The sequence below is a fragment of the Sulfitobacter noctilucae genome (assembly GCF_000622365.1).
GTDB classification, from domain to species: Bacteria; Pseudomonadota; Alphaproteobacteria; order Rhodobacterales; family Rhodobacteraceae; genus Sulfitobacter; species Sulfitobacter noctilucae.
Map to the genome: position 1 here is coordinate 58,958 of NZ_JASC01000004.1, position 26,792 is coordinate 85,749.

24 protein-coding genes are annotated in these 26,792 nt (G+C 60.2%); 8 read left to right on the forward strand and 16 right to left on the reverse strand.

Going from position 1 to position 26,792, the window contains the following annotated elements; genetic code table 11:
* Nucleotides 1-15: 15 nt before the first annotated feature.
* Genes Z945_RS0104580 through Z945_RS0104605 form a run of 6 tightly spaced genes read right to left on the reverse strand, consistent with a single transcriptional unit; the run spans nt 16 to nt 7,197 of the window.
* Nucleotides 16-1,383 carry an FAD-dependent oxidoreductase gene (locus Z945_RS0104580; RefSeq protein ID WP_025050935.1) on the reverse strand — a complete coding sequence of 456 codons (1,368 nt, stop codon included), beginning with the start codon at nt 1,381-1,383 and terminating at the stop codon, nt 16-18.
* Nucleotides 1,376-2,239: an isocitrate lyase/PEP mutase family protein gene (locus Z945_RS0104585; protein WP_025050936.1), complete on the reverse strand. Its 864-nt coding sequence runs from the start codon at nt 2,237-2,239 to the stop codon at nt 1,376-1,378. Before Z945_RS0104585 ends, Z945_RS0104580 begins: the two co-directional genes overlap by 8 nt.
* Nucleotides 2,236-2,856 carry a cysteine hydrolase family protein gene (locus tag Z945_RS0104590; protein ID WP_025050937.1) on the reverse strand — a complete coding sequence of 207 codons (621 nt, stop codon included), beginning with the start codon at nt 2,854-2,856 and terminating at the stop codon, nt 2,236-2,238. Before Z945_RS0104590 ends, Z945_RS0104585 begins: the two co-directional genes overlap by 4 nt.
* Nucleotides 2,853-4,928: a hydantoinase/oxoprolinase family protein gene (locus tag Z945_RS0104595; RefSeq protein WP_025050938.1), complete on the reverse strand. Its 2,076-nt coding sequence runs from the start codon at nt 4,926-4,928 to the stop codon at nt 2,853-2,855. Before Z945_RS0104595 ends, Z945_RS0104590 begins: the two co-directional genes overlap by 4 nt.
* On the reverse strand, nt 4,925-6,634 hold the full coding sequence (locus tag Z945_RS0104600) for a hydantoinase B/oxoprolinase family protein (RefSeq protein ID WP_025050939.1): 1,710 nt from the start codon (nt 6,632-6,634) through the stop codon (nt 4,925-4,927). The genes Z945_RS0104595 and Z945_RS0104600 overlap by 4 nt, the downstream gene beginning before the upstream one ends.
* Nucleotides 6,631-7,197 carry a tautomerase family protein gene (locus Z945_RS0104605; protein WP_025050940.1) on the reverse strand — a complete coding sequence of 189 codons (567 nt, stop codon included), beginning with the start codon at nt 7,195-7,197 and terminating at the stop codon, nt 6,631-6,633. The genes Z945_RS0104600 and Z945_RS0104605 overlap by 4 nt, the downstream gene beginning before the upstream one ends.
* A 91-nt stretch (nt 7,198-7,288) precedes the next feature.
* On the opposite strand from Z945_RS0104605, the gene Z945_RS0104610 reads away from it, so the two are divergent.
* The 6 genes from Z945_RS0104610 (at nt 7,289) to Z945_RS0104635 (ending at nt 13,111) form a co-directional block, all read left to right on the forward strand.
* A complete protein-coding gene (locus tag Z945_RS0104610) occupies nt 7,289-8,122 on the forward strand; it encodes a GntR family transcriptional regulator (protein ID WP_241434459.1) in 834 nt (277 codons plus the stop codon).
* The gene (gene leuC / locus Z945_RS0104615; protein WP_025050942.1) at nt 8,119-9,525 is read left to right on the forward strand and encodes a 3-isopropylmalate dehydratase large subunit; all 1,407 of its coding nucleotides are present in this window, start codon (nt 8,119-8,121) and stop codon (nt 9,523-9,525) included. Before Z945_RS0104610 ends, leuC begins: the two co-directional genes overlap by 4 nt.
* Nucleotides 9,525-10,136: a 3-isopropylmalate dehydratase small subunit gene (gene leuD / locus Z945_RS0104620; RefSeq protein ID WP_025050943.1), complete on the forward strand. Its 612-nt coding sequence runs from the start codon at nt 9,525-9,527 to the stop codon at nt 10,134-10,136. Before leuC ends, leuD begins: the two co-directional genes overlap by 1 nt.
* A gap of 92 nt (nt 10,137-10,228) precedes the next feature.
* On the forward strand, nt 10,229-11,233 hold the full coding sequence (gene dctP / locus Z945_RS0104625; RefSeq protein ID WP_025050944.1) for a TRAP transporter substrate-binding protein DctP: 1,005 nt from the start codon (nt 10,229-10,231) through the stop codon (nt 11,231-11,233).
* A gap of 64 nt (nt 11,234-11,297) precedes the next feature.
* Nucleotides 11,298-11,804, forward strand: coding sequence for a TRAP transporter small permease (locus tag Z945_RS0104630; protein WP_025050945.1), 507 nt, complete (start codon nt 11,298-11,300; stop codon nt 11,802-11,804).
* On the forward strand, nt 11,804-13,111 hold the full coding sequence (locus Z945_RS0104635) for a TRAP transporter large permease (protein ID WP_025050946.1): 1,308 nt from the start codon (nt 11,804-11,806) through the stop codon (nt 13,109-13,111). Before Z945_RS0104630 ends, Z945_RS0104635 begins: the two co-directional genes overlap by 1 nt.
* Here Z945_RS0104635 and gap read toward each other — a convergent pair.
* The 3 genes from gap to Z945_RS0104650 form a co-directional block, all read right to left on the reverse strand.
* Nucleotides 13,108-14,106 carry a type I glyceraldehyde-3-phosphate dehydrogenase gene (gap, locus tag Z945_RS0104640; RefSeq protein ID WP_025050947.1) on the reverse strand — a complete coding sequence of 333 codons (999 nt, stop codon included), beginning with the start codon at nt 14,104-14,106 and terminating at the stop codon, nt 13,108-13,110. The two genes, Z945_RS0104635 and gap, sit on opposite strands and share 4 nt — an antisense overlap.
* Nucleotides 14,107-14,191: 85 nt before the next feature.
* Nucleotides 14,192-15,964, reverse strand: coding sequence for a TRAP transporter permease (locus Z945_RS0104645; RefSeq protein WP_025050948.1), 1,773 nt, complete (start codon nt 15,962-15,964; stop codon nt 14,192-14,194).
* Between the two features lie 61 nt (nt 15,965-16,025).
* Nucleotides 16,026-16,982, reverse strand: a complete 957-nt coding sequence (locus Z945_RS0104650) for a TAXI family TRAP transporter solute-binding subunit (protein WP_025050949.1) — start codon at nt 16,980-16,982, stop codon at nt 16,026-16,028.
* Nucleotides 16,983-17,363: 381 nt separating this feature from the next.
* Between Z945_RS0104650 and Z945_RS0104655 the strand changes: the two genes are divergently transcribed.
* Nucleotides 17,364-18,383 carry a Fe(3+) ABC transporter substrate-binding protein gene (locus Z945_RS0104655; protein WP_025050950.1) on the forward strand — a complete coding sequence of 340 codons (1,020 nt, stop codon included), beginning with the start codon at nt 17,364-17,366 and terminating at the stop codon, nt 18,381-18,383.
* Between the two features lie 185 nt (nt 18,384-18,568).
* Complete coding sequence (locus Z945_RS0104660; RefSeq protein WP_025050951.1) at nt 18,569-19,138, forward strand: GNAT family N-acetyltransferase; 570 nt, start codon at nt 18,569-18,571, stop codon at nt 19,136-19,138.
* Nucleotides 19,139-19,160: 22 nt separating this feature from the next.
* Here Z945_RS0104660 and Z945_RS0104665 read toward each other — a convergent pair whose 3' ends face one another.
* The 7 genes from Z945_RS0104665 to Z945_RS0104695 all read right to left on the reverse strand — a co-directional run bounded on the left by Z945_RS0104665 (nt 19,161) and on the right by Z945_RS0104695 (nt 26,789).
* On the reverse strand, nt 19,161-19,997 hold the full coding sequence (locus tag Z945_RS0104665) for an NAD-dependent epimerase/dehydratase family protein (RefSeq protein WP_025050952.1): 837 nt from the start codon (nt 19,995-19,997) through the stop codon (nt 19,161-19,163).
* Nucleotides 19,998-20,016: 19 nt separating this feature from the next.
* Nucleotides 20,017-20,790 (reverse strand): HpcH/HpaI aldolase family protein, encoded by a 774-nt coding sequence (locus tag Z945_RS0104670; RefSeq protein WP_025050953.1) that lies wholly within the window; start codon nt 20,788-20,790, stop codon nt 20,017-20,019.
* Nucleotides 20,790-22,499, reverse strand: coding sequence for a hydantoinase B/oxoprolinase family protein (locus Z945_RS0104675; protein WP_025050954.1), 1,710 nt, complete (start codon nt 22,497-22,499; stop codon nt 20,790-20,792). Before Z945_RS0104675 ends, Z945_RS0104670 begins: the two co-directional genes overlap by 1 nt.
* Entirely contained in the window at nt 22,496-24,586 is a 2,091-nt protein-coding gene (locus Z945_RS0104680) for a hydantoinase/oxoprolinase family protein (protein WP_025050955.1), read from the reverse strand. Before Z945_RS0104680 ends, Z945_RS0104675 begins: the two co-directional genes overlap by 4 nt.
* A gap of 60 nt (nt 24,587-24,646) precedes the next feature.
* Nucleotides 24,647-25,600, reverse strand: a complete 954-nt coding sequence (locus tag Z945_RS0104685; RefSeq protein ID WP_025050956.1) for a 2-hydroxyacid dehydrogenase — start codon at nt 25,598-25,600, stop codon at nt 24,647-24,649.
* Nucleotides 25,601-25,666: 66 nt separating this feature from the next.
* Nucleotides 25,667-25,978 carry a heme-degrading protein HmuQ gene (hmuQ, locus tag Z945_RS0104690; protein WP_025050957.1) on the reverse strand — a complete coding sequence of 104 codons (312 nt, stop codon included), beginning with the start codon at nt 25,976-25,978 and terminating at the stop codon, nt 25,667-25,669.
* 13 nt (nt 25,979-25,991) lie between these two features.
* Complete coding sequence (locus Z945_RS0104695) at nt 25,992-26,789, reverse strand: ChaN family lipoprotein (protein WP_081780947.1); 798 nt, start codon at nt 26,787-26,789, stop codon at nt 25,992-25,994.
* Nucleotides 26,790-26,792: the final 3 nt, after the last annotated feature.

A 26,792-nucleotide genomic window follows, 5' to 3' on the forward strand; every position in this document is an offset into this window, starting at 1 on the left:
ACTGCCGCCTTGCTATCAAAGCGGTGCCTTGCCTGCCAAGGCCCCGAGAACCACCGCGCTCAACAATCCGTTGCCCGACAGATAGCCACTGTCGCCCGCACCGGACACGCCACAAGCCGCACCACCGCCTGCATAGAGGTTGGTTATGGCGCTGCCGTCCTGCCGCAGCACCTGTGCGGCGTCATTGATCCGTAGTCCGCCCTGGGTGTGGAAAAGCGCCCCCGTCACGCGCACCCCGCAAAAGGGCGGCGCGAGCGGTTTGCCCTGAAACTTCCGGCCAAAGGCGTCCGGCCCTTCCGTGGGTATATTTGCCAAGGTTTCGCGCAGGGTGTCCGCAGGCAGACCCAGATCCTGTGCGAGCGCATCAATTGTGTCGTGCTGGCGCACGGCACCTACTGATTGCGCCTGTTTGAAATCCTCGAACTGGCCAGCAATCTCGGCGATGCGCCCATCGAAGATTGCAAAGGCTTCGCCACCCTCCTGCGCCAGCACCGCGCGCGCCGCTTCGGAATAGCCTTGCGCCTCGTTCCAGAACCGTTCGCCTGCACGGTTCACCTGCACGCCGCCTTCGCTCATTGTCGCCCATGTGATCAGGATGCCGTGCGGGTGAGCCACATTGCCGTGTCCTTGGTAAGCGCCCATGTGTATCAATGCCGCGTCAAGTTCAGCACCCCAGCGCATGGCGTCGCCCTGATTACCGTCATGGCCGAACCACTGCCCCTCCGCGATGTCCGGCATGTTCTCGGCCACCATGTCGCGGTTGCCGCCAAAGCCGTTACAAGCGAGGATCAGCTTGCGGCATCCGATATGTTCCTGCCCGCCATCCGGGCGGCTGACGCTGACACCGCGCACCAGTGTGCCGTCCGCATAAAGCGTCTTGGCCCGGCGTTCGCAGATGATGTCGATGCCCTGCGCCTCGCAAGCGGCGCGCAATGCGTTAATCAGCTCCGCCCCTGCCCGCGTAGGCAATCCGTGCATCCGGCGGCGGCTGTGGCCGGGGTAGGCAAAATTGGTGACGACAGAGAAAGGCAGGTCATGCGCCGCCATCAGCCAATCGATCACTCGGGCGGCATTCCCTGCTAACAGATCAACCAGCGCCGGGTCGTTTTCGTTGTGCGCCTTGGCCTGAATGTCAGACGCAAACAGCGCGGCGCTATCATCAATGCCGGCCGCCTTTTGCACCTGCGTGCCTGCCGCAGGAATCAAACCAGCCGATAGCGCGGTAGAGCCGGAAGGCACTGCGTCAGCCTCGATCACCAGCACCTCTTGGCCCGCCTCATGGGCCGACAGAGCCGCGACCAATCCGCAGGCACCTGCTCCAATGATCAGCGTCTCGACCTCGAAATCAAAGGCGTCGGGTGGGGAGGCGATGGCGTCAGTCATGGCTGTCGTAGCTTTGTCCCTTGGCCAGCATTTCGTCGGTGCCGATCACCTCGTTCAACCCGTCGAAATCAAACATTCGGTCAGCAAAGGGTTTGTTGCTGCCGTTCTCGTGCAGGCTGGCATAATAGGCTTGCGCGGTTTTCGCCAAGGCCCGCACAATGCCGCCGGGGAAGATCGCGATGGAGAACCCCTGTGCCTGCAAATCCGCAGCGCTGCTGATGGGGGTCGCCCCGCCTTCGACCATATTGGCCAAAAGGGGCACACGGGCCCCGAAGGTCCGGGTGATCTGCTCCATCTGGTCGCGGCTTTGCGGTGCTTCGATAAAGAGCACGTCCGCCCCCGCTTCAAGATACCGCTCCGCGCGGTCGATGGCCGCCGTCAGCCCTTCGACAGCAATCGCATCAGTGCGCGCCACGATCAATGTGTCCTCGGATGCCCGCGCATCAGCCATCGCAGCAACTTTGCCCGCCATCTCTCCCACCGGAATGAGCGACTTGTCCTTCAGATGACCACAGCGTTTCGGGTATGTCTGGTCTTCGACCTGCAAGGCGGACGCCCCCGCGCGTTCATAAAGCCGCATCGTGCGTTGTGCGTTCAGCGCATTGCCAAAACCGGTATCGGCGTCAATGATTACAGGCAGGTTCACGCGGTCGGCGATTAAGGTCATCGTGTCGGCCATTTCGCTAACCGAACTCAGGCCAATGTCGGGCCGCCCCAGCCGCGTATAGGCCACGGCAGCACCACTAAGATACAGCGCCTCGAACCCGGCAGCTTCGGCCAGTGCCGCGGTCAGCCCGTCATAGACACCGGGCGCGGTGAGGATATCGGTTTGGGTCAGACGTGCCTTGAAGCTCATGCTGAGCCCTCCAGCCATGCCAGCGCCTGCGCGCATGTCATCTGATGCGTGACCGTGCCGAGCGACAGAATGGTGGCATCATGCACCTCGTCCCGAAACGCCGCGCAGCCATCGGTCAACATCGCCGTTTCAATATTGCGCAGATGCGCGTCGCGCAGGGTGGAGGCGACGCCGCCGTTGGTCACGATCCCGCCGACGATCAGATGGTCGATGCCCATCGCACGCATGATGTATTCCAGGCGGGTCTGGTAGAAGGCGGAGTAAGCCACCTTTTCGATCACAAAATCCGCCGGATGCAGCGTATCCACAACTGTATGGCCAAAGCTGCCGGGTTCAAAGTCACCTTTCGCAAGAAAGGGACGCAATTCCTTGAGGTGCGGCGCGATCAACGGCTCGCCATCGGGGCCCGGCACCAGTGTAAACTGTGCCGAGATGTAATGTCCTCCCTTGGCTCGCAACGCCTTGACCAACGGCGCGACGCGGTCGGGCAAAGCGGCGATACTGTCCGCCACCTGCCCGGCGCGACCATAGGCCCCTTCGGGATGGATAAAGTCGTTTTGCAGATCAATCGTCAGCAAAGCAGTGCGGGCGGGGTTCCAGCCGGTGGGATCGCTCATGCTGTGTCCTTTGCGGGTTCGATGATGGTATTGCCGAAATCGTCCACACGGCCCTTGAGGCCCGGTTCGATCAGGACGGTTGTGTCGGGCTGTTCCAGAATGGCGGGGCCGTTGATGATTGTGCCCACGGGCAAATTAAGCCGGTCGTAAATCGCCGTCTCGTGCCATTCAGTGCCGAAATGCACAGCGCGCGTCGCCTTGGGACTGACCGCGACTGTTGACGTGGGGGCCAGCGTGGACAGATCGAACTTTGGCCGCTTGCCCGTTACAGCAGAGCGCAGATTGATGATCCGCCGTGTGCCGTTTTTCAGCAGCCTGCCGAAGGTCGCCTGATAGGCGGTGTCGAAGGCGGCCTCAACTTCGGCCTTGGTGGGCAGTGTCACTTTACCATCCTTCACTTCAACGCTCAGCGGGACAGAAACCGTATGCGTCTGCCCGACATAGGCCATGTCCAACTCGAACCCGACCTCGCGTGCTTCGAAGGTGGTGCGAGCGGCATCCAGCAAGGCCATACCACCATCCGTGTGATCTTGCATGAACTGCGCCAATGCGGCTTCATCCAGCGTCGAGACCAGTGTGTTCACCGTCTGCACAAAATCCTGCCGCATGTCGGCAATGACGCACCCCATTGCGGAAGTTACACCGGGATATCGGGGAACAATTGCACTGGCGATGCCGACCTCTGCCAGCATGGCCCCAGCATGCAGCGCACCGCCGCCTCCGAAGGGCATGAAGGCAAAGCGTTTTGGGTCAAAGCCGCGCTCAATGCTGACCAGACGGATCGCTCCGGCCATGCGGGAATTGGCGACCTTCAGGATTGCCTCGGCCGCCGCCAGCGTGTCTAACCCCAGCGGTTGGCCCACATGCACATCAATTGCCTTTTTTGCAGCCTCCACGTCCAGCCGCTCCAGCTTGCCGCCGATGGGGTTTTCCGGATCAATCCGGCCCAGCACCACATTAGCGTCCGTCACCGTGGGGCGATCATTGCCCAGACCGTAGGCCACCGGCCCGGGATCCGATCCGGCGCTTTCGGGGCCGATGTTCAGCAAGCCGCCTTTGTCCACCCAAGCAATGGAACCGCCACCCGCGCCGATTGTGGTAATCTCGATCATCGGCGCACGGACGACCATGCCAAAATCGATGGCGGTTTGCGGCGACAGCATCGATTTGCCTTCGGAGATCAAGGACACATCAAAGCTGGTGCCGCCCATGTCACCTGTGATGACATTGTCGAAGCCAGCGGTGGACGCAATGTAGGCCGCCGCGATGACACCCGCAGCAGGGCCAGAGAGCGCCGTGCGTACCGGCAGGCGGCAGGCAGTGTCCACCGCCATCACGCCGCCGTTCGACTGCACGATCATGAACTCACCGTCAAAGCCGCCCTTTTTGAGGGCCGCTTCCAACCGGCCCAGATAGCCGGAAACCTCGGGTTGCAGATAGGCGTTAAGAGCGGTGGTGGAAAAGCGTTCAAACTCACGGATTTCCGGCAGGATTTCCGAGGATGCCGATACATGGGGGTTGGGCCAAATCTCGCGCACCGCCGCCACAGCATGTGCTTCGTTTTCGGGGTTGGCATAGGCGTTGGCAAAGAGGATCGACACCGCCGCGCAGCCGTCTTCCATCAATTGCTGCGCCGCGTTGCGCACAGCTTCCAGATCGACGGGTGTGCGGATATCGCCGCTCGCCAAGGTCCGCTCCGGCACTTCCAACCGGTTTCGGCGGTCCACCACCGGCTCGAAATCGCCGCGCAGCCCCCATGTGCGGGGCCGGTCGCGGCGGCGCATTTCCAGCACGTCGCGCAGGCCTTCGGTGCAGATCACGCCTGTCTTGGCACCCTTGCGTTCCAGCAGCGCGTTGGTGCCGGCCGTGGTTCCGTGCACCACCACAGAGATCTCTGATAGGTCCGCGACCTCGCGCCGGATGCCGTCCAGAAACCCGCCCGATTGGTCGGGCCGCGTTGTCGGCACCTTGGCGACCGCTGCCGTGCCATCAGCCTCGTTCAGCACGAAAACATCCGTAAAGGTGCCGCCCACATCAACACCGATCATGCGGCCCTTGCTTACTGCGCTCATTGGTCTGCCTCCCGCCATGCGGTGCCATAGGTTTCATCTGCCTTGGTATCTGTCATCAGCCCCCGCGCCACATCGCGAGCGATAGCGCTTGCCGCGCGGTCCGCTGTCGCGCCGTATCCGCCGCCACCGGGGGTTTCCAGCCGCACAGCCTGCCCCTGCTTCAACTTGATACCGCGCATCTTCGAGGCCAATGGCGGGCTGTCCCAGCCGTCGTCCTGTTCAAAATGAAAGACATTCATTGCCGCGTCGCCGCCACCCGCAATTCCTTTGGGCGCAAAGCGACCGCGTTCGCCAAACAGAAACGCCTCGGCACCATTCTTCTCCAGCACTTCAATTTCGTAGGTGGCACCCACCCCGCCGCGATGCGCACCTGTGCCGGCGCTATCAGGCCGCAGTGCCCATTGCCGGAACATCACGGGATAGGCCGCTTCCAGAATTTCCATCGGCGGGATCGTCGCGGTCGAAATGGGCGCATTGCCGTGGTTCAAACCGTCACTTTCTGGAGAGCCGCCGTGGCCGCCCCCGTAAAAGCTGAACATCACCCAGGGCTGCCCGTTGCTGCGCTTGCCTGCAATCGAAAGGGCGTTGATCGTGCCATAGGCATTGGCCACCACGCGGTCCGGTGCCGCACCTGCAAAGGCACAGAACACCACGTCGATCATCCGCAGGATCGTTTCGGTATAACCACCAGTCGGAGCGGGAAATTCCGCCGACAAAAGCGAGCCTTCGGGTACAACCACATTGATTGGGCGCATCACGCCTGCGTTGGCGGGCAGGCTGGGAAAGATATGTTTGATCGCCACATAGGCCGTCGCCACAGTGGTTGGCAGCGCGATGTTCACGGGCCCCGCGCATTGTGGCGCTGATCCGGTGAAATCAAGCGTCATCGTATCGTCCTTGATCTCAAGCGCGACCTTGATCTTCAGCGGCTCATCCACGATGCCATCGTTGTCCAGAAAATCCTCCGCCTCCCAGCGGCCATCCGGCAGCCCCTCCAGCTCCGAGCGCATCAACGCTTCGGCGCGGTGGCCCAGCGCCTCAAGTGCCCCACTCACCGTTTCGGCCCCGTATTCATCCAGCAGTTCGTCCATCCGCCGGATGCCTAGATCAAGCGCGCCCATCTGGCCGTTCAGATCGCCCATCGCTGATTGCGGCAGGCGGGTGTTGCGTAGCAGGATGTCGATGATGTCCTGATTGGTCTTGCCTGCACTGGCCAGCTTGACGGGCGGCAGGACAAAGGCCTCCTGAAAGACTTCGGTCGCGGCAGGGTTGTAGTTGCCGGGCACGTTACCGCCCACATCGTGCCAATGGCCGACCGACGCCAGATAGCAGAACAGCTTACCATCGCGAAAGTAGGGGCGCACCAGCCGCATGTCGCTGAGGTGCGTACCGCCGATATGGGCATCATTGAAAATATAGATGTCACCGTCGGCCAGATCACCATCGGCGGCGGCCTTTTCGATCACAGCCTGTACGGCAAATGACATCACGCCGACGAAAATCGGCAGGCCGGACTTACCCTGCACCAGCGTATCGCCGGACACCGCGTGATACAGCCCATGACTGGCGTCATGCGCTTCGGCGATGATGGGGTTGAAGGCAGCACGGAACAAGGTCGCGTCCATTTCATCGGCGATCTGCTCCATCCGGCCTGACAGGACAGAGAGCGTGATTGGATCAATCTGCGGTTTCGCTTCGGTGCTCATACGTTTGCCTTTACCTCTGCCATGTCGTTCCAGACATCTTGATGTGTGATTTTGCCGTCGATGATTTCGAAGCGGTCAATGAAGCGGATGCCATCAAAGGTTGTGCCGTCCAGCCAGACGCCATGCAATATGCCGCGCGCATAGACTACGGCGGCGGCCCCTTCGGATTGCATTGCGTCAAACCCTTCGTAGGTTTTCGCGACCGATTTATAGCGCGGCTTGGACCATGCGATCAGCTCAGAGAGCCGGGTCATCGGGGCGGCACCGGGAAACTGCATTGCAAAATCAGGGGCCAGCATCGCCTCCGCGGCCCCAAGATCACGCTGCTCCATCGCTGAAAGATAGGTCCGAACGACCGCGACCGGATCGGGCAGCGCTGCGGCCCCTTTGCGCGTGGTGCGCCCCCGGTAATAATGATCGGATTCCATTTCGTGCATCATGATGGTGACGGCGTCCGGCGGCGCTGGCAAAACAAGACGGACCGCATCGGTCAAAGCCTCGCCAAGACGGCGCTTGTCATCGGCGGTATAGCCTTTCAGGATATGCAGTTCGACAATCGGCATCACACCTCCCCTCACAAGTTGTATTATTTATAATACCAGATGCAGGATATTGTGAATACATTATCTTGCATTTCTAGGATTCGCCGATAATGTGAAATGGAACCGAAGGGAGATTGATTTCGTGAACGGGGCGGCACCATCCAGATTGCCAGAAGGCGCCAAGGCGCAGCGCGTCTACCTGTCCTTGCGCGATCAGATCACTGGCGGGGCGCTTGCCTCGGGTGACAGTCTTCCGGGCGAACAACGGCTGGCCGAAAGCTTTGGCGTGTCGCGTGTCACTGTGCGCCGGGCACTTGATGCGCTGGCGGGCACCGGGTTGATCGACAGGAGGGCGGGCAGCGGTACAGTCGTGCGAGACAGAGGTGGCGCGGAGATGCCCGTGGCGATGAACCTCGCCACGCTGATGCCGCAACTGGTCGAGATGGGGCACAGCACTACGGCGCGGCTGTTGGCGTTTTCCTATGGTACAGCACCTGAATTTGTCGCTCGTTCGATGGAGCTGGAAGCGGATGCGGACATCCAGATCGCCATCCGCGTGCGCAGCGCCGATGACACGCCGTTTTCGCATCTCACCACCTATGTCCCGGCCAATATCGCCCGCAATTACTCGGAGGACGATCTCGCCAACCATCCGCTTTTCACCTTGCTGGAACGCAGCGGGGTCGAGATCGCTCATGCCCATCAATCGGTGACAGCCACGCTTGCCGGACCCGAGGTTGCAGAGGCATTGAACGTCGCTGTGGGCACTGCGCTCTTGTCGCTCAAACGGGTGGTGCGGGATGTGGATGGCAAAGGGGTCGAATACCTCTCGGCGCTTTACCGGCCCGATATGTTCCGGCTTGAGATGCCGCTGACCCGCGTTGGCACAGGGGCCGGGCGCCATTGGGAACCCGCCATCGGCAAAGACGGCGAGGCATCGGAATGACCGCGCCGCTCACGCTTCTGGACCGCTTGTGGTCAGCGCATGAGGTGCTGCGCCGTGAGGATGGCACTTCGCTCTTGTGGGTGGACCGGCACTTGGTGCACGAAGGATCGCACCATGCCTTTGCCAAGCTTGCCGCACGTAAAGCAGCCGTGGCAGAGCCTGCACTGACCTTTGGTGTTGTGGATCACTATGCGCCCACACGGGGCCGCGAAGGCGCGATGGCTCCCGATGTGGCCCGCATGATCGACACGCTACGGCGCAATGCGGACCAGCACGGCATCCGCCTGTTCGATCTGATGGACCCTGCGCAGGGGATCGTTCATGTGATCGGGCCGGAACAGGGGCTGACCCTCCCCGGACTGTTGATCAACTGCGGCGACAGTCATACGTCAACACACGGCGCCTTTGGCGCTTTGGCCTTTGGCATCGGTGCCACCGAGGTTGCTCATGTCCTTAGCACCCAGACGATCTGGCAGAAAAAGCCGGATGCGATGCGGATCACGGTGGAGGGTGCGCTGGGACCGGGCGTATCGGCCAAGGACATCGCCTTGCATTGGATCGCCCGTCTGGGGACAGGCGGCGCGCAAGGTTTTGCGGTCGAATATGCCGGATCAGCGGTGCGTGACCTGAGCATGGAAGGACGCATGACTCTGTGCAACCTCTCTATCGAGGGCGGTGCACGGTTTGGGATGATCGCACCGGATGACACAACCTTCGCGTATCTCAAGGGGCGTCCCCATGCGCCAAAGGGTATAGCATGGGACGATGCCTGTGCCGATTGGTCGAAACACCGCAGCGATCCGGATGCCGCATTCACCCGTGAGGTGCATATCGACGCGGCCCAGATCGCGCCGACCGTCACATGGGGCACCAGCCCCGAACAGGCCGTTCCCGTCGATGCCGATATACCAACCCCCGCCGCGTTAGAGGCGGACAAGGCCAAGGCAGCCAGCGCAGCGCTTGAGTACATGGGGCTGACAGCTGGCAAGCCGATTGCGGGCACGCCGGTGGATCAGGTGTTTATCGGGTCCTGCACCAATGGCCGCATTGAAGATTTGCGGGCCGCCGGGGCTGTATTGACGGGTCGCCGCGCGAAAGTGCCCGGCATCGTTTCTCCCGGTTCTGCCAAGGTCAAGGCGCAGGCGGAAGCCGAAGGGTTGGACCGCATCTTTATCGAGGCAGGTCTCGAATGGGTCGCTTCGGGCTGTTCGATGTGCGTTGGAATGAACGGGGATCTGGTTGAGTCCGGAAAGCGCTGTGCCTCTTCCACCAACCGCAACTTTCGCGGACGGCAGGGGCGCGGGGCGCGCACGCATCTGATGTCGCCTGCAATGGTTGCCGCCGCCGCCGTAACTGGAGCAATCACCGATGTACGCCCGATGCTGCAAGGACGGGCGGCGTGATGGCGGGCTGGAGCACATATCGCGGGTCTGCGGTATCCTTGCCGCTTGCCAACGTCGATACCGATCAGCTGATCCCCGCGCGGTTCATGTCCGCACCGCGCAGCGAGGGCTATGGTAAGTTTCTGCTGCACGACATGCGCCGGGATGATAGCGGCGCAGACAGCGCAGATTTCGTTCTGAACCGTCACCAAGAGGCAGGCGTCCTCGTCGCGGGGCGCAATTTCGGCAGCGGATCATCGCGCGAAGCTGCGGTCTATGCATTGGTGGATGCAGGCTTTCGCGCTGTGATCGCGCCGGCCTTTGGCGACATATTTGCCAGCAATGCGGTGAACAACGGATTGCTGCCCGCACAGGTCACCGCCGAAGATGCCGAGGTTCTGCACGCCACACTTGGCAAGGACTGCGCCGAGATGACCATCGACCTTGAAACGGGCGTCATGACCCTTGGCAACCGCTCGATTCCGTTCCAGCTGCGCGACAGCTGGCGCACCAAACTGATCAACGGTTGGGATGACATCGACCTGACGCTGCACCACGCTGGCGCCATCGCAGCGTACAAAGACAAACGACATTCGCAAACGCCCTGGGCCTGGCCCAGCGCTGCAGATTAAGACCAGCCGGCCCAGCGTCGGCACACCCGGGCAAAGGGAGTTGCCCGTCACCAAAAGCCGCAGCACAGCGGCACCAACAGGAAGGAAGAAAAATGAAAATGAATATTCTGGGCGGCTTTATCGCCGGATCGACATTGGTGGCCAGCGCCGCCTATGCCGAAGACACTGTAACGGCGGTCCACGCCTTTCCCGAAACGCTGATCTATACGCAGAGCTTTCTGTCCTTTGTGGACAAGGTGAACGAGGCCGGTAAAGGCGTCGTACAGATCGAAGTGCGCGGCGGGCCAGAGGCCATCGGCATGTTCCAGCAGCCCGATGCGGTGCGCGACGGGATCGTCGACATGGTCTATACCCCCGGCTCATTCTACGGTGGTGCGCTGCCCGAGAAAGACGCGATGGTGACGTCGAACCTGACCGCCATCGAGACCCGCGAGAATGGTGGCATCGCGCTGATCGACGAAATCCATCAAGAGAAAATGGGTCTGAAATACCTCGGTTGGTTTGATTCCGGTGTCTGCTACAACCTATGGACCCGTGATGAGCCCACGTTCGATGCCGATGGCAACCTCGACGTTGATGGTCTGAAGCTGCGCGGCAACAACGTCTATAACGCGTTCTTTACCAACTACCTCGGCGCACAGGTCATCGATCTGCCAACAGGCGAAGTATACTCCGCGCTTCAACGTGGCGTGGTGGACGCGACAGGCTGGACCCAGATCGGTTTGATCGATCTTAAGTGGAACGAGTTCCTCAACTACCGGATCGAACCGTGTTTCTTCTCCACCGACCTTGGCGTCATCGTGAACAACGAAAAGTGGGAGAGCCTGTCGGACGAGTCCAAGCAGATCCTGCAGGACGTGGCGATCCAGCACGAGAAAGACAGCGTCGAAGCCTTGCGCACCAAGCGGGACGAAGATTTTGCAGCCCTTGAAGAAGCGGGAATGAAGGTTGTGACGCTGGAAGGCGAAGCAGGCGCCAACTATCTGGCTGCGGCCCGTGAAAAGACATGGGAGCGGATGAAGGAAGTCATGGCCGAACAGCCTGGCGGCACTGACAACTATGACCGTCTGGTTGAGCTGTTCTACAAGCTCGATTGATCGAATAACGACACTGGGGGGCCTGCCAAACCGGCGGGCCCTTTATCTATAAAAGGCAGGCAGCATGACAGCGATCAGCAGAACCTACACGGCACTTCTTTATGCGATGGCGATTGTGTCGGGGGCCACTTTGGTCTGGCTGATGGTATCGGTCATTGCCTCGGTCACGATGCGAAATCTGGGGCTGCAACCGGCGGCCTGGCTCTTCACCTCCGCAGAATACGGCATTCTTTACATGACGATGCTGGGTGCCCCGTGGCTGGTCCGCGAAAAAGGGCATGTGCACATCGAACTGGTCACAGCCGCCCTTCCTGAAGTGTTGCGCCGCATCGTCAGCCGGGTTGTAGCGGCGGCCTGCGTGCTGGTCTGTGTGATCCTCGCGTGGAAAGGGGCTGACCTGTTTCTGACCAATATCGAACGCGGGGATTTTGACACGCGGGCCTATTACTATCCCCGCTGGCTACTGACCATCGCCTTCCCGCTCAGCTTTGGCATCATGGCGATCGAATTTTCCCGCTTTTTGTTTGGCCGCGACCTGATGCATTCAGGCGAAGCAGGGATTCACGAATAATGGAATGGTATGAAGCACTTGGCCTTCTTCTGGGGGCTATCATGTTCCTCATGGCCCTCGGCATGCCTGTGGCGCTGGCATTCCTCGCAGCCAACATCTTTGGCGCGTGGATATTCATGGGGGGCGAGCGCGGCATCGGGCAACTGCTGAACAACGGTTTGGGGTCACTGACCACCTATGCACTGGTGCCGATCCCGCTGTTTTTGCTGATGGGCGAGATTTTCTTTCACACCGGCCTTGGGGGCCGGATGTTTACTGCCATCGACAAGCTCTTGGGCCGCCTGCCCGGCCGATTGAGCTATGTCACTGTGCTGGGCGGTACGGCGTTTTCAACACTGTCAGGATCTTCGATGGGGTCTACGGCCCTGCTCGGCTCGCTCATGGTGCCCGAGATGAAGGCGCGGGGGTATAAAACGCATATGAGCATCGGGCCAATCCTTGGCACCGGTGGTCTTGCGATCATCATCCCGCCCTCGGCCCTTGCCGTGCTGCTGGCCACGCTGGCGCAGATTGACGTGGCCGCCTTGCTGATTGCCGGGGTGATCCCCGGTCTGATCCTCGCCGCATTCTATATCGGGACGATCTGGCTTCAGACCAAGATCGACCCGGATGCGGCCCCTGCCTATGACGTCGAACCGATGAGCATCGTCACCAAGCTGACGCTACTGATGACCGAAGTGGTGCCGATGGTGGGCGTCATGGTGGTGATCATCGTGCTGATGATCAACGGCATCGTCACCCCGTCAGAGGCGGCGGCCTTTGGGGCCTTCGGCGTGCTGATCCTTGCGGCAGTGTTTCGCTGCCTCACATGGGAAACGATGAAAAAATCAGTGGTTGGCGCGCTGCGCGTGACTTTGATGGCCTACCTCATCGTCTTTGGCTCGGCCACGTTCAGCCAGCTTCTGGCCTTCTCTGGCGCGTCGCGCGGGTTGGTCAACTGGGCCACGTCTTTTGATCTGGCGCCGCTCGTGATGCTGTTGGTGATGTTCGGGGTTCTGCTGCTGCTGGGCATGTTCATGGAGCAGATCTCCATCATGTTGCTGACCGTGCCGATCTTCTTCCCGCTCGCGCAAACGCTGGGGTTTGATCCGATCTGGTTCGGGCTGATCATGCTGCTTGCGCTTGAAATCAGCTTTACCACGCCGCCCTTTGGATTGCTATTATTCGTGATGAAGGGGGTCGCGCCACGCGGCACGACCATGCGCGAGATCTATCTCTCCGCCTTTCCCTTCATCGGGTGTTCATTGCTGGTGGTGGCGCTGTTGGTGGCTTTCCCGCAAATCGCGCTCTGGCTGCCCGGACTTTAAAGTGTCGCCATATGTGCGGCGGTATCCAGCATCCGGTTCGAGAAGCCCCATTCGTTGTCATACCAGCTGACCACACGCACCATGCCCGCGCCCGTCACGCTGGTCTGTGCGGGGGCAAAGACCGAGGACAGGGGGTTGTGGTTGAAGTCACTTGAAACCAGCGGTGCAGGCTCGTAACCCAGCACGCCTTTCATGGCGCCTATAGCGGCCTCTTGCATTGCGGCGTTCACTGTTTTCACCGTGGCGGCGCGCTCGGGCATGATTGTCAGATCCACCATTGATACGTTGGCGGTCGGCACGCGGATGGCTGACCCTTCAAGGCGTCCTTCCAGATGCGGCAGCACAAGCGAGATCGCCTTGGCCGCACCGGTGGAGGTGGGCACCATCGACAGTGCAGCAGCACGCGCGCGATATAGATCGCTGTGGTCGCGGTCATGGGTCGGCTGGTCGCCGGTATAGGCGTGGATGGTGGTCATGTAACCGGTTTGAATGCCGAAGGTATCATCCAGAACCTTGGCCACCGGGGCCAGGCAATTGGTCGTGCACGAGGCGTTTGACACAATCACATCCGACGCGGTCAACTCGGTGTGGTTTACCCCGTAGACAACCGTGCGGTCCGCGCCAGAAGCAGGTGCCGAGCAGAGCACGCGCTTTGATCCGTTCTCAAGGTGAGCTTTCGCTTTGTCGTTGCTGTTAAAGCGGCCGGTACATTCCAGCGCAATATCCACGTCGGACCATGGCAGGTCTGCGGGGTCAGGAATGGCCGTCAGTCTGATCTTGTGGCCCGCAACCACCAGCATGTCACCTTCGACGCTGACATCATGGGCGAACACCCCGTGAACGCTGTCGTATTTGAACAGATGCGCCAGATGCTCCGGCTTGGCCAGATCATTAACCGCGACCACCTCAACATCCGTGCGCCCGCTTTCGAAAACAGCCCGCAGGGTACAGCGGCCAATCCGTCCAAATCCATTGATTGCGATTTTTGTGGTCATGATGAGGGCTCCCCTATTCGTTTGGGGAATAGTTAGCGCTAACAAAGCCGTATTTCAAGGAAAGAGTGAGCGCCGCTTCAAAGCGCTAAAACCAGATCGCGACGAAATTGACGCCCATGCCGGCGACCACCAGCGCACAACGACGCATAGCCGCCCCTTTGCCGATCAGCCCATAGGAAATCAGCGACAGGCCCAAGGCCATGCGCAGAGCAGCCCAAAGCGCGGGCAGTGGTGCTTCGCCCAGGCGGATCAGTTGATCATTGGCGATCATGCCCAGCGGGATCAGGTACAGGCCCACACCCAACGCCATAGCCGTCAGCGCCACGCGCAGCCAGTTCTCGCCAATCATGCCCGCGGCGATAAAGACTGCGCCGCAAACGGGCGGCGTTATGGTCGACAACAGGGCGAACCAGAAGACGAAAAGATGCGCCTGCAGGGGGGCCAACCCCAGTTCGATCAACGCAGGGCCGACCACGGAAACGCAGATCACATAGGCGGCGGTTGTCGGAACCTCCATCCCCAAGAGTAAACAGGCGAGTGCCGTCAGCAGGAGCGCAGGCCAAAGCATCCCGCCCGAGCCGGATAGAATCACACTTGTCAGCTTCACCCCCAACCCGGTGATCCCCAGCACGCCAATAATGATGGACGCGCAGATGATGATAGAGCCGATCATGGCGACCTGCTTGCCCGCGCTTATCGCAGCATCGGCCAGCCTGCTCGGCCATTGCCGCAGGTTCAGTCCTTGCTTGCCGTCAAATGCAAGCGCCAGCACACCGACCAGAACCGCCAGACAAGCGGCGTATTGCGGTGTGTAACCCAGTGCGAACATTGCACTCAACAAGACGGTGAAAGGGACCAGAAAAAACGCGGAGGTGATGAGGACGTCTCGTGCGCCAGGGCGTTCGTCTTCGGGCACACCGCGCAGATCATAGCGCCCTGCATAGGCGTTGATACCCATCCACACTGCAAAGAAATACAGGACCGCAGGCAGGATCGCCGCGACCATGATCTGGGTGTAGGGGACGCCTGTGAGTTCGACCATGACAAAGGCACCTGCCCCCATCAGCGGCGGCATGATCTGCCCGCCTGACGAAGCCACGGCTTCAACCGCGGCGGCCAAGCGCTTGGGGTAGCCCAGCTTGGTCATCGCAGGCAGGGTAATCGCGCCAGTGGAGGCAACGTTGGCAGAGGCCGAACCGGAGATGGACCCGAAAAGCGCAGACGACAACACCGAGACCTTGGCCGCTCCGCCTTTCAAACGCCCCGCCGCCGCAGAGGCCACATTCATGAACCCCTGCCCCGCTTCGCCCGCGTTCAAAACGGCACCGAAAATCACGAATATCGCGACCACGCTCACGGAAACGCCCGTCAGGCTTCCCCAAAGCCCCCCTTCGGCGATTGTCAGCGTGCCGAGAAAGCTGGGCAGCGGCGTGCCGGAATGGCCGAATTCGCCGGGCAGGTATTGACCCAGCAAGCCGTAAGCCAGCGCCGTGATGGCGACGAGCGGCAAAGGCCAGCCGATCATCCGGCGTGCGCCTTCGATTGCGATCAGCAGAAGGGCCACTGCGATCCAGATCTGCGCACGCCCCTCTAGAAAGCCATACTGGTTGCGCAGCATCTGGTGGCTCCAGGCGATCCAGAAACAACAGGCCAGCCCGATCAGGGTGATTACTGCGCCGCTGGCCAATGCCAGCCGCCCCTGCACTGGAAACAGGAAGACCCAAGGCAGCAGCAAGGCCATGTGCAGTGGGCGACTGACCAGATTGGGCACCAGCCCGTAAAAGATCAGCCCGAGGTGAAAGACGCAGGTCAACACGCCAAGCGCGACCCATAGAACGGGGCGGGAGAATTCACTCATGTCGGGGGGCTTTCACAAAACAGATTGCTCCGGCAGCATCCACCGCCGGAGCAAAGCGCGATCACGTATGGTCGTCGCTCAAGCGCGCGCCGATTTCCTCGTAGTACTTCAGTGCGCCGGGATGGATCTTGGAGTTGATGTTAAAGAGCATCTGCAAGTTGACACCGCCCCACCATGCGGCTGAACCCTTGAGCAGCCCCTGACGCTCCCAATAGGTTTTGGTCAGCAGATACGCCGTGTCGTCATCCATCTTGGTCGTGGTAAAGGCTGCAACCGGCAATGATGTTGTGACGATTTCATTGTCTTGGCCTGCGTAAGTGCCTGCCGGGATGACAAGGCGCGTGCGCTTGGATGCGGCGACCTGATCTTCGCTCAGCGAAATCACGTTCACCGGCGTGGATGCCGCCGCTTCGATCACATTGGGTGCCGGATAGGACCCGGCGGTGACAAAGCCGTCAATCTGACCGTTCTTCAACGCCGATACTGCGTTCGACAGTTCGCTGTCGGCAATGGTCACCTTGCCTTCAAGACCGAACAGACCGAGATATTTCTCCCCTTCACGCGCACCAAAGGAGCCACTGCCCAGCAGTATCGTCTTGCCCTCCATGCCGGCGAAATCTGTGACGCCTGAAGCCTCGGACATCACAAAGTGCATGGTCAGGGACGGAATCGGAAAGAGCGCGCGGATCTCGGCAAAAGCAGGATCACCCTTACCTTCGAACATTGCCTTGCCACCTTGGGCCAACCCGACCAAAGCGGGAGGCGTGGTGAAAACGTAGTCCCCGCCGCGTGCGCGCACTTCCATAACATTCTGTACCGAACCCTGGCTTTCCTCGACCGTCACGATCACGTCGCCATTGGTACCTGTCTTCATGGCCTCGGCAATCTGCACGCCCATCTGGTAATAGGACGATGCTGTCTTGGCCGATTTGTAGGTGATCCGCGTTTCGGCCCAAGCGGCCGGTGCGATCAGCGCCAGCGCCACGGCTGTGGCGCTTAATATCTTTGTCAGTTTCATCTGGTGTCCTCCCAATATCTGACGCGCATCCTTTCAATTCGGCGGCAGGGAGACAAGCCTGAACGTCTCGTCGCATTCTGACCCGTGTCGAAAACCTTTTTGTCGGTGTCGTCCGTTCCCACTTGCTCTGTACAGGGTGTGATAGCCGTCAGGCAGCAGCTTCTGCGCGACTTCACGCCACCTAAAACCTGCGCATCCGTCACCGATCGTCTAGCTATCTATATGAAAAAGTCACCGCAGCCGGGGGGGCGCCGCCGCTAGAATAGCGCAGCCAGGCTGCACCAGCATATTTCCGACTGTTTTAATAAGTCATGTTGCCTTTCGCTAGAATCCTGATACTTGAGTATTTAAGTCAACTACTCAGCCATCAGGAGACACCTTATGCGTCGACATATTTCCCTTGCCCTTCTTGCCGCTACAACGGCCCTGTCCGGGGCATTTGCCGCCCAAGCGCAAGATTTGAACCTTTATTCCTCGCGCCACTATGACACGGACGAGCGGCTTTATTCCGATTTCACCGAAGCCACCGGAATCACCATCAACCGGATTGAAGGCAATGCGGACGAGTTGATTGCGCGGATGCAGGCCGAAGGTGCGAATTCGCCTGCCGATGTGCTGCTGACTGTAGACACCTCGCGTCTGCAGCGGGCAAAGGAAGCGGGCGTTCTGCAAGCCATCGACAGTGCAACACTGGAAGAACGTGTGCCGGCAAATCTGCAAGACAGCGACAACCATTGGTTCGGCTTTTCGCAGCGTGCGCGGATCATCTTTTACGCTAAAGACCGGGTCGAGAACCCGCCGATGGATTACCTTTCGCTTGCTGACCCACAATACAAAGGCATGGTCTGTCACCGCTCCTCCTCCAACGTCTACAGCCAGACGTTGCTTGCCTCTGTCATTGAAAACCACGGCGTCGAAGCGGCGCGTGATTGGGCTGCTGGCGTGGTCGACAACTTTGCCCGCGACCCCGAAGGCGGCGATACGGACCAGCTGCGCGGTCTGATTTCCGGCCAGTGCGATATCTCCATTGCCAACAGCTATTACTTCGCGCGTGCCTTGCGCACCGATGTCAGCGGGTTGAGTGCGGATATCGAACAGATCGAATGGGTGTTCCCCGCAGCAGACGCCGAGGGTGCGCACATGAACCTCTCAGGTGGCGGTGTGGCAGCAAATGCACCCAACCGCGACAACGCCATCGCCTTTCTGGAATACCTCACCTCGGAGCAGGCACAGGTCTATTTCTCGGCCGGTAACGACGAATTCCCCGTTGTACCGGGCGTTGAGCTTAGCGAAAGCGTGGCCAAGCTGGGTGAATTCAAGGCCGACGACGTCAACCTTTCCGAAGTCGCCAAGAACCTGCCGGAAGCACAGAAGATCTTTAACGAGGTTAGCTGGAAGTAACGCCAGCGTATTTGTGATACAAAGAAAGGCCGCGCGTCGAAGCGTGGCCTTTTTTATTTGCAGATGGCGCTAAGACGTGGCGGAAACACAATAGACCACTAGACATGCTGCATTGCGGCATTACTTGTAAGAACGGGAGGGCAAATCGCTGTCGGCATAGCTGACATTACAGAAGGTCCGAACCGATGCTTACTGCGTCAAAACTTATCCAGCACAATATCCGCCGCCTTCGGCCCGCAGACCAATCAGAAGTCATGGCGCATTTTCAGCGGCTGGATCGTCCCACACGGCGGCTCAGGTTTCTGGCGCAGGTCACTGATACCTATCTCGCAAAATATGCCAGCGAGCTGCTGTCATCAGACTCTATCGTCTTTGGCGCATTTCCGGATGGTGAGTTGCGCGGCGTTGCGGAATTGCGAGGATTGCACGACAGCTGGCCACGCTCCGCAGAACTGGCGCTGTTGGTTGAGCCGGACTGGCAGCACGCCGGCATCGGGGACGCAATGTTTAACCGCATTATCTCCGCTGCCCGGAACAGGCACATCAGGTCGATCCAGATGTTGTGCCTGCGTGAGAACAAACCGATGCAGACCCTCGCCCGCAAACACGCGGCAGTCCTGAAGTTCGATACCGGCGAAGTGGAGGGCACGCTATCTACCCCATGGCCCACTCCCCTGTCTGTGTTCGGAGAGATCTTCGGCGACCCCAGCGATTATTTCCGCTCTATGATGCATCTGGCAGACCGGAACGCCTGACGGCCTGCCAGATCAACTAAGCTCAGGTCGTCTTTTTATCGTCCACAATGTTCATCGACGCGACCCCGCTGTTGCCCAACTCGACCGAGGCGAAAGGCCCGCCGTGGCACATATGGCCGGGGTCTTGCGGGTCCATCTGTGGTTCGTCGGCCAGAACTTTCTCGGCAAACTGCTCCGCATTATCCTGAGGGCGGTAGCCCAGAAAGCTGGCGCGCGCATTGTCCACCGGCACGCGGTCGTTGTTTGACACGCCGTAGACCACCGAAAAGCCGGTGACCGGCGTCTCAATCGACCGTTTTACCAGCTGGATCAGATCATCGTAGGACAGCCACGATCCCAGTGCACGCGCGTTGTTGACCTGGGCACACGAAAGGATGCGCATGTGAACACTCTCCAACCCGCGTTTGTCCCAATACATGCTGCCCAAATCTTCGGCAAAACACTTGGCTAGCCCGTAAAACGTATCGGGCCGGTGCGGCGCATCGGTACCAATGAAATCGTTCTTGGCGTGCATGCCCACCGCGTGGATCGAGCTGGCATAGACGACGCGGCGCAACTTGTGCCGATACGCCGCCTCCCAGATATTATAGGCTCCCACAAAGTTTGGCCCCAGCAACTCCTCAAAGGGAGCCTCGTCAGCGATGGCCCCGAAATGGACAACCATCTCGGCCCCTTCAAGCACCTGCATCATATCATCAAGGCTGGCCAGATCGCCTTTGACATAGGTCTCGCCAGGATAGAGCGTGCCAATGTCATCGGCCAGGTCGGTCGACACCAGCGTCTCGCACATCTTGGACAATGGTTCGCGCAGATACGATCCCAGCCGCCCGGCGGCCCCTGTCAAAACCAGTTTCTTCATCGCTGTGTCCTTCCAACTTTCATGTCAATTTGCCTTTTACTGTCGCCAGCAAGCTGTCCGTGGCCTTGGCCAGCAGGGACGCATCAGTGCCGCAGGCAACGAAGGTGAAGCCGTCATTCAAAAGCTCTGCCGCAAAATCCGGGTCGAGCACCAGCGTACCTGTGGCCACGCCCTTGTCGCTCAACCGCTTGACCGTGGCGCGGATCAGTTCCCAGACTTCGGCATCCATTGCCTGCCCCACTTTGCCCATATCAGCGGCGATGTCGGCCGGTCCGAAAAACACGCCCGAGACGCCATCCACTGCCGCAATCGCATCGGCCTGTTCAATCGCGGCCTGCGTTTCAAGCTGCAGAATCACGGTGGTTTCCTGCTCTACCCGGGCCACATAATCTGTCATCCGGCCAAACTTGTTGCCGCGCATCGCCCCCGATACCCCGCGTATGCCACGCGGAGGATAACGCGTCGCAGCGACCGCCTGCTCGGCTTCTTCGACCGACTGGATCATAGGGAACAACAAACCGGGCGCGCCCAGATCCAGCAGACGTTTGACCATCACCGGGTCGTTCCATTCGGGCCGCACAATCGCGGTCGTGCCCGAGGCAGCAAAGGCCTGCAGCTGCCCCAGCACGCTGAAATATTCGTTCGGCGCGTGTTCCATGTCGATGAGCGCCCAGTCAAACCCAGCATGCGCTGTCACCTCGGCAACAAACGGGCTGGACAGGCTGATCCACAGGCCCAGCTGCTTTTGCTGCGCAGCCAGCGCGTGGGTGAAAGGGTTGCGCGGCATCTGCATCAGAAATCCTCTCCCTTGGTGATCGCGTCTTGCACCGCCGCGATATCCTGCGGGCTCAACCCATAAATCTCCACTGCATCCTCGGCAGTGATATACCCACGCAGCAGATCGCGGCGTATGGCACTTGGATCACGTGCCTTAGCATCGCCATATCCACCGCCCCCAGGAAAGGCCATGACAACGCGTCGCCCCGGCGGCACGAATTGTTTGCCCTTGCCCTGCATGGCGGGGCCGTCATCCTGCGCGATGGTGGTTGCCGCCCCTGCTCCGCCGCCACGGCGGCCCTGGGCGGGGTGGCGCACGCGGTCGAACATGGCCTGAAAGTCAAACTCATGGCCCTCGCGCGCGCCCACTTCCATATGCTGGCCCAAGCCGCCGCGTTGCTTGCCCGCACCCCCCGATCCGGGGCGCAACTCCTTGCGCCAGATGATCACGGGGCCTGCGTGTTCCGTCGCCTCGACCGGCATGGTCATTACTCCCGAAGGAAAAGCCGTGGCGTTCAACCCGTCAAAGCCGGGGCGCGCGCCGGAACCGCCTGAATTGAAAGTCAGCACCTCGGCCCGCACGGCACCTTCGGGTGCTGCCATATCCGTACGAGGCCGTAGCGACAGCTGGAAATTGCACAGACACCCGGCCCCCTCGGCTGGCACGGTGTCGGGCAGGATCTTGTCCAAAGCGTTGTACACGGTGTCGGGCACGAAATGCCCTACGATGTGGCGCAACGCGACAGGGGCAGGATGCACCGCATTGACGATGGTGCCTTCCGGCGCGAAGATCTCGAAGGGTGCAAGGGAGGCTGCATTGTTGGGGATTTCCGGTGCGATCGCACATTTCAGCGCGTAGCAGGCATATGCTTTGGCGTAGACAAGTGGACAGTTGATGCCTTTCTTGTCCACGCCTGAGGTACCTGTAAAGTCCGACAGGATGCGGTCTTTTTCGATGGTCAGCTTCACGCGCAGGGTAATCGGTGCCGAGAACCCGTCGACCGTCATTTCGCCTGTGGCTTCCGCCTGCGGCAGCGATGCGATCCGCTCCAGCGTGGCGCGACGGGAGTTATCCAAGATGAAGCTCGCAACGCCAGTGAGGTCGTCCAGCCCGAATTCCTGCAGCATTTCGGTCAGCCGACGGTGGCCGATCTCGTTGCAAGTGGCCAATGCATAGATATCACCGACAAGCTGATCCGGTTCGCGCACGTTGCCGCGCACAATTTGCATCAGCGTCTTGTCCACCACGCCGCGCTCCGCGAACTTCATGATCGGCAGATACAGCCCCTCTTCATACACACTCGCCGCGTCTGCACCAAACCCACGTCCGCCGATGTCGACCACATGGGCCGTACAGGCAAAGAACCCGACCAAAGCACCGCCGTAGAAAGAGGGCGTGACCATGGTGATGTCATGCAAATGGCCGGTGCCTTCCCAGGGGTCATTGGTGATATAGACGTCACCCTCGAATATATTCTCGCGCCCGATGCGGCGGATGAAATACGCGACCGCATCGGCCATCGCGTTCACATGCCCCGGTGTGCCGGTCACTGCCTGCGCCAACATCCGCCCTTCGGTGTCGTACACCCCCGCCGATAGGTCACCCGCCTCGCGGACCGATGTCGAGAACGCAGTGCGCACCAGCGCTTGGGCCTGTTCCTCTACCACGGAAATCAGACGGTTCCACATCACCTGATAGGCGACATTCGAGATGTCCTGCGTCATGCGGCGCTCCCTTCGGGCTTGATGTGAATGTCCAGACAACCATCTGGTTGCACCACCAGATTTCGGCTAGAGGGGAGGATCACCGTTGTTTCCGGCTCTTCGATCACTGCCGGACCGCTGACCGCATGGGCTGCGATCTGATCGCGGGCAAAGACCCCGGCAGTGACAAAACTCTGCAACCGGGCATCAAACACTTCACGCGTTTTAACCGTCTGTGCTTCCGGTGGCTTGGCGGTCTGATCGACGGAGGCAACGTCCTGCGGCGGAGTTGTGGCATTGACCGACCAGACGGTCATCTCGATATCCAGCCCCACCACCGGGCGGCCAAACAGCTTTGTGTAATCTTCGGCAAAAATTGTCTCGAGCGTGGCAGCATCAGGCGCCTTAGCCTGCGGCTGCGTCAGGCTGATCGGGATTTCCCAGCCCTGCCCCTTGTAGCGCATATAGACCTTGTATTCAGACAGGACCGTCGCATCGCCGGCACAACTGCGCACAAAGCCTTCGGCCTCTGCCTGTAACTCGGTCAGCAAGGTTACGACCCGTCCGGCGTCAAAGGATGCAAGGGTCATATAGGCCGAGCGTGTCGCTTCAAAACTGAAGGGTGCCCGCAGGAAACCGATGGCAGAGCCCACACCCGCGCCGGGTGGCACAAGACAGCGGTCGATACCCAGCTTTTCACACAAACGCGCGGCATGCAGCGGGGCGGCACCGCCAAAGGCGATCATCGTATAGCCGCTGAGGTCTTCGCCATTCTCGACTGCGTGCACCCGAGCCGCATTAGCCATGTTTTCATCCACCACTTCGGCCAGTCCGAAAGCAGCCGTCGGCGCGTCCATCTCGAGGGTCTGTCCGATGTGCTCCACGAGAGCCGTGCCTGACGCGCTTGCATCCAATGCAATCGAACCACCGGCAAAGAAATCCGGATCGAGCTTGCCCAATACCAGATCGGCATCTGTCACCGCAGGGCGCGTGCCGCCACGGGCGTAACAGGCCGGTCCCGGCTCTGATCCGGCACTTTCCGGCCCGACGCGGATCTGGCGCATTGCGTCCACATGGCCCAGCGATCCACCGCCAGCGCCAATCTCGACCATGTCGATCACCGGGATTGAAATGGGCATGCCCGAACCCTTCTTGAAACGGTAGGTCCGTGCCACTTCAAACACTCGGCTGGTTTTGGGCGTCTGGTTCTGAATCAAACAAATCTTGGCCGTAGTGCCACCCATGTCGAAGCTCAGCACCTTATCCAAACCGTAGCGCGCGGCGATATGCGCGGCAAAGACCGCGCCCCCTGCGGGGCCGGATTCAACCAGCCGCACGGGAAATTCCGCTGCGCTTTCGATAGATATGATCCCGCCGCCGGAGTGCATCAGAAAGACCGGGCAGCCCACCCCTTCACCCGCCAATCGCCCGCGCAAGCGGTCCAGATAGCTTTTCATAAGGGGCTTGATATAGGAGTTGGCAACGGTGGTATTGAACCGCTCGTATTCCCGCATCTGGGGCGAAACTTCGGATGATAGAGACACCATTACATCCGGCAGGCGCTCCGCCAGCACATCGCGCACAAGCCGTTCGTGTGCGTCGTTCAGGTAGCTGTGGATCAGACCCACCGCGACGCTTTGGTATCCGGCCTTGGCAATCGCATCGACCACCGGTTCGATCTGATCGCGCGTCAGCGGCACCAGTTCCGCACCGCCCGCATCCATCCGCCCCGGCACGACATAACGCATCTGGCGCGGCAGCAGTGGTTCGGGCAGCACGAGGTTCAGGTCATATTGCTCGAACCGCGATTCCGTGCGCATTTCGATCACGTCGCGAAAGCCTTCAGTGGTGATCAATGCCGTCTTTGCCCCGCGCCGTTCAATCAGCGCGTTGGTGGCCAACGTGGTGCCATGAATGATCTGACCGATGTCGGACGGTGCAATGTCCGCCTTGGTGCAGACCTGATGTAGCCCGTCGATGATGGCATCTTCAGGCGCGGCATAGGTGGTCAGCACCTTGGTCGAGAAAACGTCTGCGCCGGTTTCCAACACCACATCCGTGAAGGTGCCGCCAATATCCACGCCCAGTCTGATTGATTTTTGTTGCAAGGGACTCATCCGATCTTTTGCACTTACCTTGCGCCACGAAATCAGCGGATGAAACCCCCATCAGACCGGGTTCGGCACGGGCTCTCCATTCGCGAAAGCAATCAGGTTGGCCACGGCCATCATTCCCATCTCTTCGCGGACCTCCTGCGCGGAAGTGCCCAAGTGCGGCAGCAATGTTACATTATCGAGTGCGACCAGTGCGGCGGGTACCTTGGGTTCAAATTCATAGACATCCAGCCCGGCACCCGCGATCTTGCTGTTTTCAAGCGCGTCGATCAAGGCTGCTTCGTCCACCACATCGCCGCGTGCAATGTTGATTAGATACCCCTGCGGCCCAAGCGCGCTCAGCGCCTCTGCGTCAATCAGATGGTGCGTCTGGGGGCTGGCAGGCACGGCCAGCACGACCACGTCGGCGGCTCGCATCACCTCTGTGACACTCTCCAGCTGGGTCGCCTCCACGCCCGGCTCGGCCACTTTCGACCGGTTGTGGAACACCACTTTCATCCCGAACCCCGCCTGTGCGCGTTTGGCAATCGCCTTGCCGATACGGCCCATGCCGATCACGCCCAGCGTCTTACCCGATACATGCAGGCCAAGCAGCTGCGTCGGGTGCCAGCCTTGCCATTCGCCCGCCCGTACCATCCGTTCGCCTTCACCCGCGCGGCGACAAGTCATCAACATCAGCGTCATGGCGACGTCAGCGGTGGCATCGGTCACGGCACCGGGCGTGTTGGTGACTTCAACGCCAGCGGCACGGGCGGCCTTGGCATCGATGTGATTGAACCCCACACCGAAGTTCGCAAGGATCTTGCAGCGCGGGGTGTCCGGAAAAACCTCTGCGGAAAAGGCATCGCCCAAAGTTGGCAGCACCGCGTCATAATCGCTTAGCGCATGCACCATTTCGTCTGTGCTAAGCGGCGTGTTGCTGGAACGTACTGTCACATCAAAAGCATCGCGTGCCGCCGCAATCACGCGGTCAGGCAGAGGGCGGGTGATTAGAAGGGTTTTGGGCATGGGCGCTCTCCGTGGCAGACTGGTCTGCCCCTTGCTTAAGTGCTGGTGCCGTGAGTTGCAAAGCCCTCAGGCGATATGCTGTATCGTGGTGAACCCTTCAAAGACCGGTGTCCCTTCGTGCAACTTACCCGTGGTCCCAGCGCTTTTGTGCGAGGACCGAAAGGCGTCGCTGCGGGTCCAACCGCGAAAGGCTTCTTCCGACGCCCATACCGTATGAGAAGCAAAAAGCACGAAACCGTCCACCTCGGGGCCGCGCAGCATGTGAAATTCCACAAAGCCTTCCATCTCTTTAAGATGGCTGTCGCGGTTCAGCCAAAGCGCCTCGAAGGCTTGGGCGTTTTCGGGCTTCACCAAAAAACGGTTCATGGCAATATACATCTGGCATCCTCGTTTAGTTGTTGAAAGCAGCACAAGGGTCGCTGCGTTGTGCCGGTGCAGTCACGATTGTCGCATCGAAGCGGGCATCGGGGGCCGACACCGGCGCTTCGATAAAACCAACGCTATAGGTTGATACCGCCGGATCCGCCTGCGCAATCGCAAAAGGCACACCCCAGTCGCGCCGCGCGTGTCCGTTGCCGGTGATCACCACCACAGACGCACCGTATTCCGCCAATGCATTAAGTGTGACTTTGGCAAATTGCGCATCGCGCAGACGTTGGGCTTCAACCATGCCGCCCATCATCTCCAGTGGCATTGCCTGACAATGGGCCTCGAATTGCGCGGTCACGCGGGTTTGCAACTGATCTTCGGGCAAAGGATCGGACAAACCAAAACGCTCTGCCTGCGGGCCAAAGACAGCCGCCGCCCCCTCGGCAAACGCCGCGCGCACCGTTTCACGCGGGGCAGCGGCACCGACGGCGGGGGCATCACCCAAAGCCTCGAAGATGGGCTGGTAGATCGCGAAGTCGGGCCAGCCGGCGGCTTCCCAACCGATTATCGCGCCTAACTCAGCCAGATCGCCCGCGTAGGCATTCACGGTAGCCGCCATTTCCGGCGTCAGCATCTCGAACACCACTGCTTTGGGGGCTACCTGCCGCAACAGATCGGCCTGGCCAAGATGATGCAGGGGATTGTCGTGCAATTCGCCCAGCAGCACCACGTCAGCAGACTGCATCGCCTTGGTTTGCACCAGCGACAGATCAGCTGCACATACCGATAGAGGCAGGATTGCCAAGAAAACGGCGGCCATACT

Excerpts from the sequence above, each read along its gene's own strand:
- gap (WP_025050947.1), bottom strand. The coding sequence starts at position 14,106 with ATGACCACAAAAATCGCAATCAATGGATTTGGACGGATTGGCCGCTGT.
- Z945_RS0104655 (WP_025050950.1), top strand. The coding sequence starts at position 17,364 with ATGCGTCGACATATTTCCCTTGCCCTTCTTGCCGCTACAACGGCCCTG.
- Z945_RS0104695 (WP_081780947.1), bottom strand. The coding sequence starts at position 26,789 with ATGGCCGCCGTTTTCTTGGCAATCCTGCCTCTATCGGTATGTGCAGCT.
- Z945_RS0104675 (WP_025050954.1), bottom strand. The coding sequence starts at position 22,499 with ATGACGCAGGACATCTCGAATGTCGCCTATCAGGTGATGTGGAACCGT.
- Z945_RS0104670 (WP_025050953.1), bottom strand. The coding sequence starts at position 20,790 with ATGCAGATGCCGCGCAACCCTTTCACCCACGCGCTGGCTGCGCAGCAA.
- Z945_RS0104585 (WP_025050936.1), bottom strand. The coding sequence starts at position 2,239 with ATGAGCTTCAAGGCACGTCTGACCCAAACCGATATCCTCACCGCGCCC.
- Z945_RS0104660 (WP_025050951.1), top strand. The coding sequence starts at position 18,569 with ATGCTTACTGCGTCAAAACTTATCCAGCACAATATCCGCCGCCTTCGG.
- leuD (WP_025050943.1), top strand. The coding sequence starts at position 9,525 with ATGGCGGGCTGGAGCACATATCGCGGGTCTGCGGTATCCTTGCCGCTT.
- Z945_RS0104595 (WP_025050938.1), bottom strand. The coding sequence starts at position 4,928 with ATGAGCGCAGTAAGCAAGGGCCGCATGATCGGTGTTGATGTGGGCGGC.
- Z945_RS0104630 (WP_025050945.1), top strand. The coding sequence starts at position 11,298 with ATGACAGCGATCAGCAGAACCTACACGGCACTTCTTTATGCGATGGCG.
- dctP (WP_025050944.1), top strand. The coding sequence starts at position 10,229 with ATGAAAATGAATATTCTGGGCGGCTTTATCGCCGGATCGACATTGGTG.
- Z945_RS0104600 (WP_025050939.1), bottom strand. The coding sequence starts at position 6,634 with ATGAGCACCGAAGCGAAACCGCAGATTGATCCAATCACGCTCTCTGTC.
- Z945_RS0104650 (WP_025050949.1), bottom strand. The coding sequence starts at position 16,982 with ATGAAACTGACAAAGATATTAAGCGCCACAGCCGTGGCGCTGGCGCTG.
- leuC (WP_025050942.1), top strand. The coding sequence starts at position 8,119 with ATGACCGCGCCGCTCACGCTTCTGGACCGCTTGTGGTCAGCGCATGAG.
- Z945_RS0104685 (WP_025050956.1), bottom strand. The coding sequence starts at position 25,600 with ATGCCCAAAACCCTTCTAATCACCCGCCCTCTGCCTGACCGCGTGATT.
- Z945_RS0104590 (WP_025050937.1), bottom strand. The coding sequence starts at position 2,856 with ATGAGCGATCCCACCGGCTGGAACCCCGCCCGCACTGCTTTGCTGACG.
- Z945_RS0104580 (WP_025050935.1), bottom strand. The coding sequence starts at position 1,383 with ATGACTGACGCCATCGCCTCCCCACCCGACGCCTTTGATTTCGAGGTC.
- Z945_RS0104605 (WP_025050940.1), bottom strand. The coding sequence starts at position 7,197 with ATGCCGATTGTCGAACTGCATATCCTGAAAGGCTATACCGCCGATGAC.
- hmuQ (WP_025050957.1), bottom strand. The coding sequence starts at position 25,978 with ATGTATATTGCCATGAACCGTTTTTTGGTGAAGCCCGAAAACGCCCAA.
- Z945_RS0104665 (WP_025050952.1), bottom strand. The coding sequence starts at position 19,997 with ATGAAGAAACTGGTTTTGACAGGGGCCGCCGGGCGGCTGGGATCGTAT.
- Z945_RS0104645 (WP_025050948.1), bottom strand. The coding sequence starts at position 15,964 with ATGAGTGAATTCTCCCGCCCCGTTCTATGGGTCGCGCTTGGCGTGTTG.
- Z945_RS0104635 (WP_025050946.1), top strand. The coding sequence starts at position 11,804 with ATGGAATGGTATGAAGCACTTGGCCTTCTTCTGGGGGCTATCATGTTC.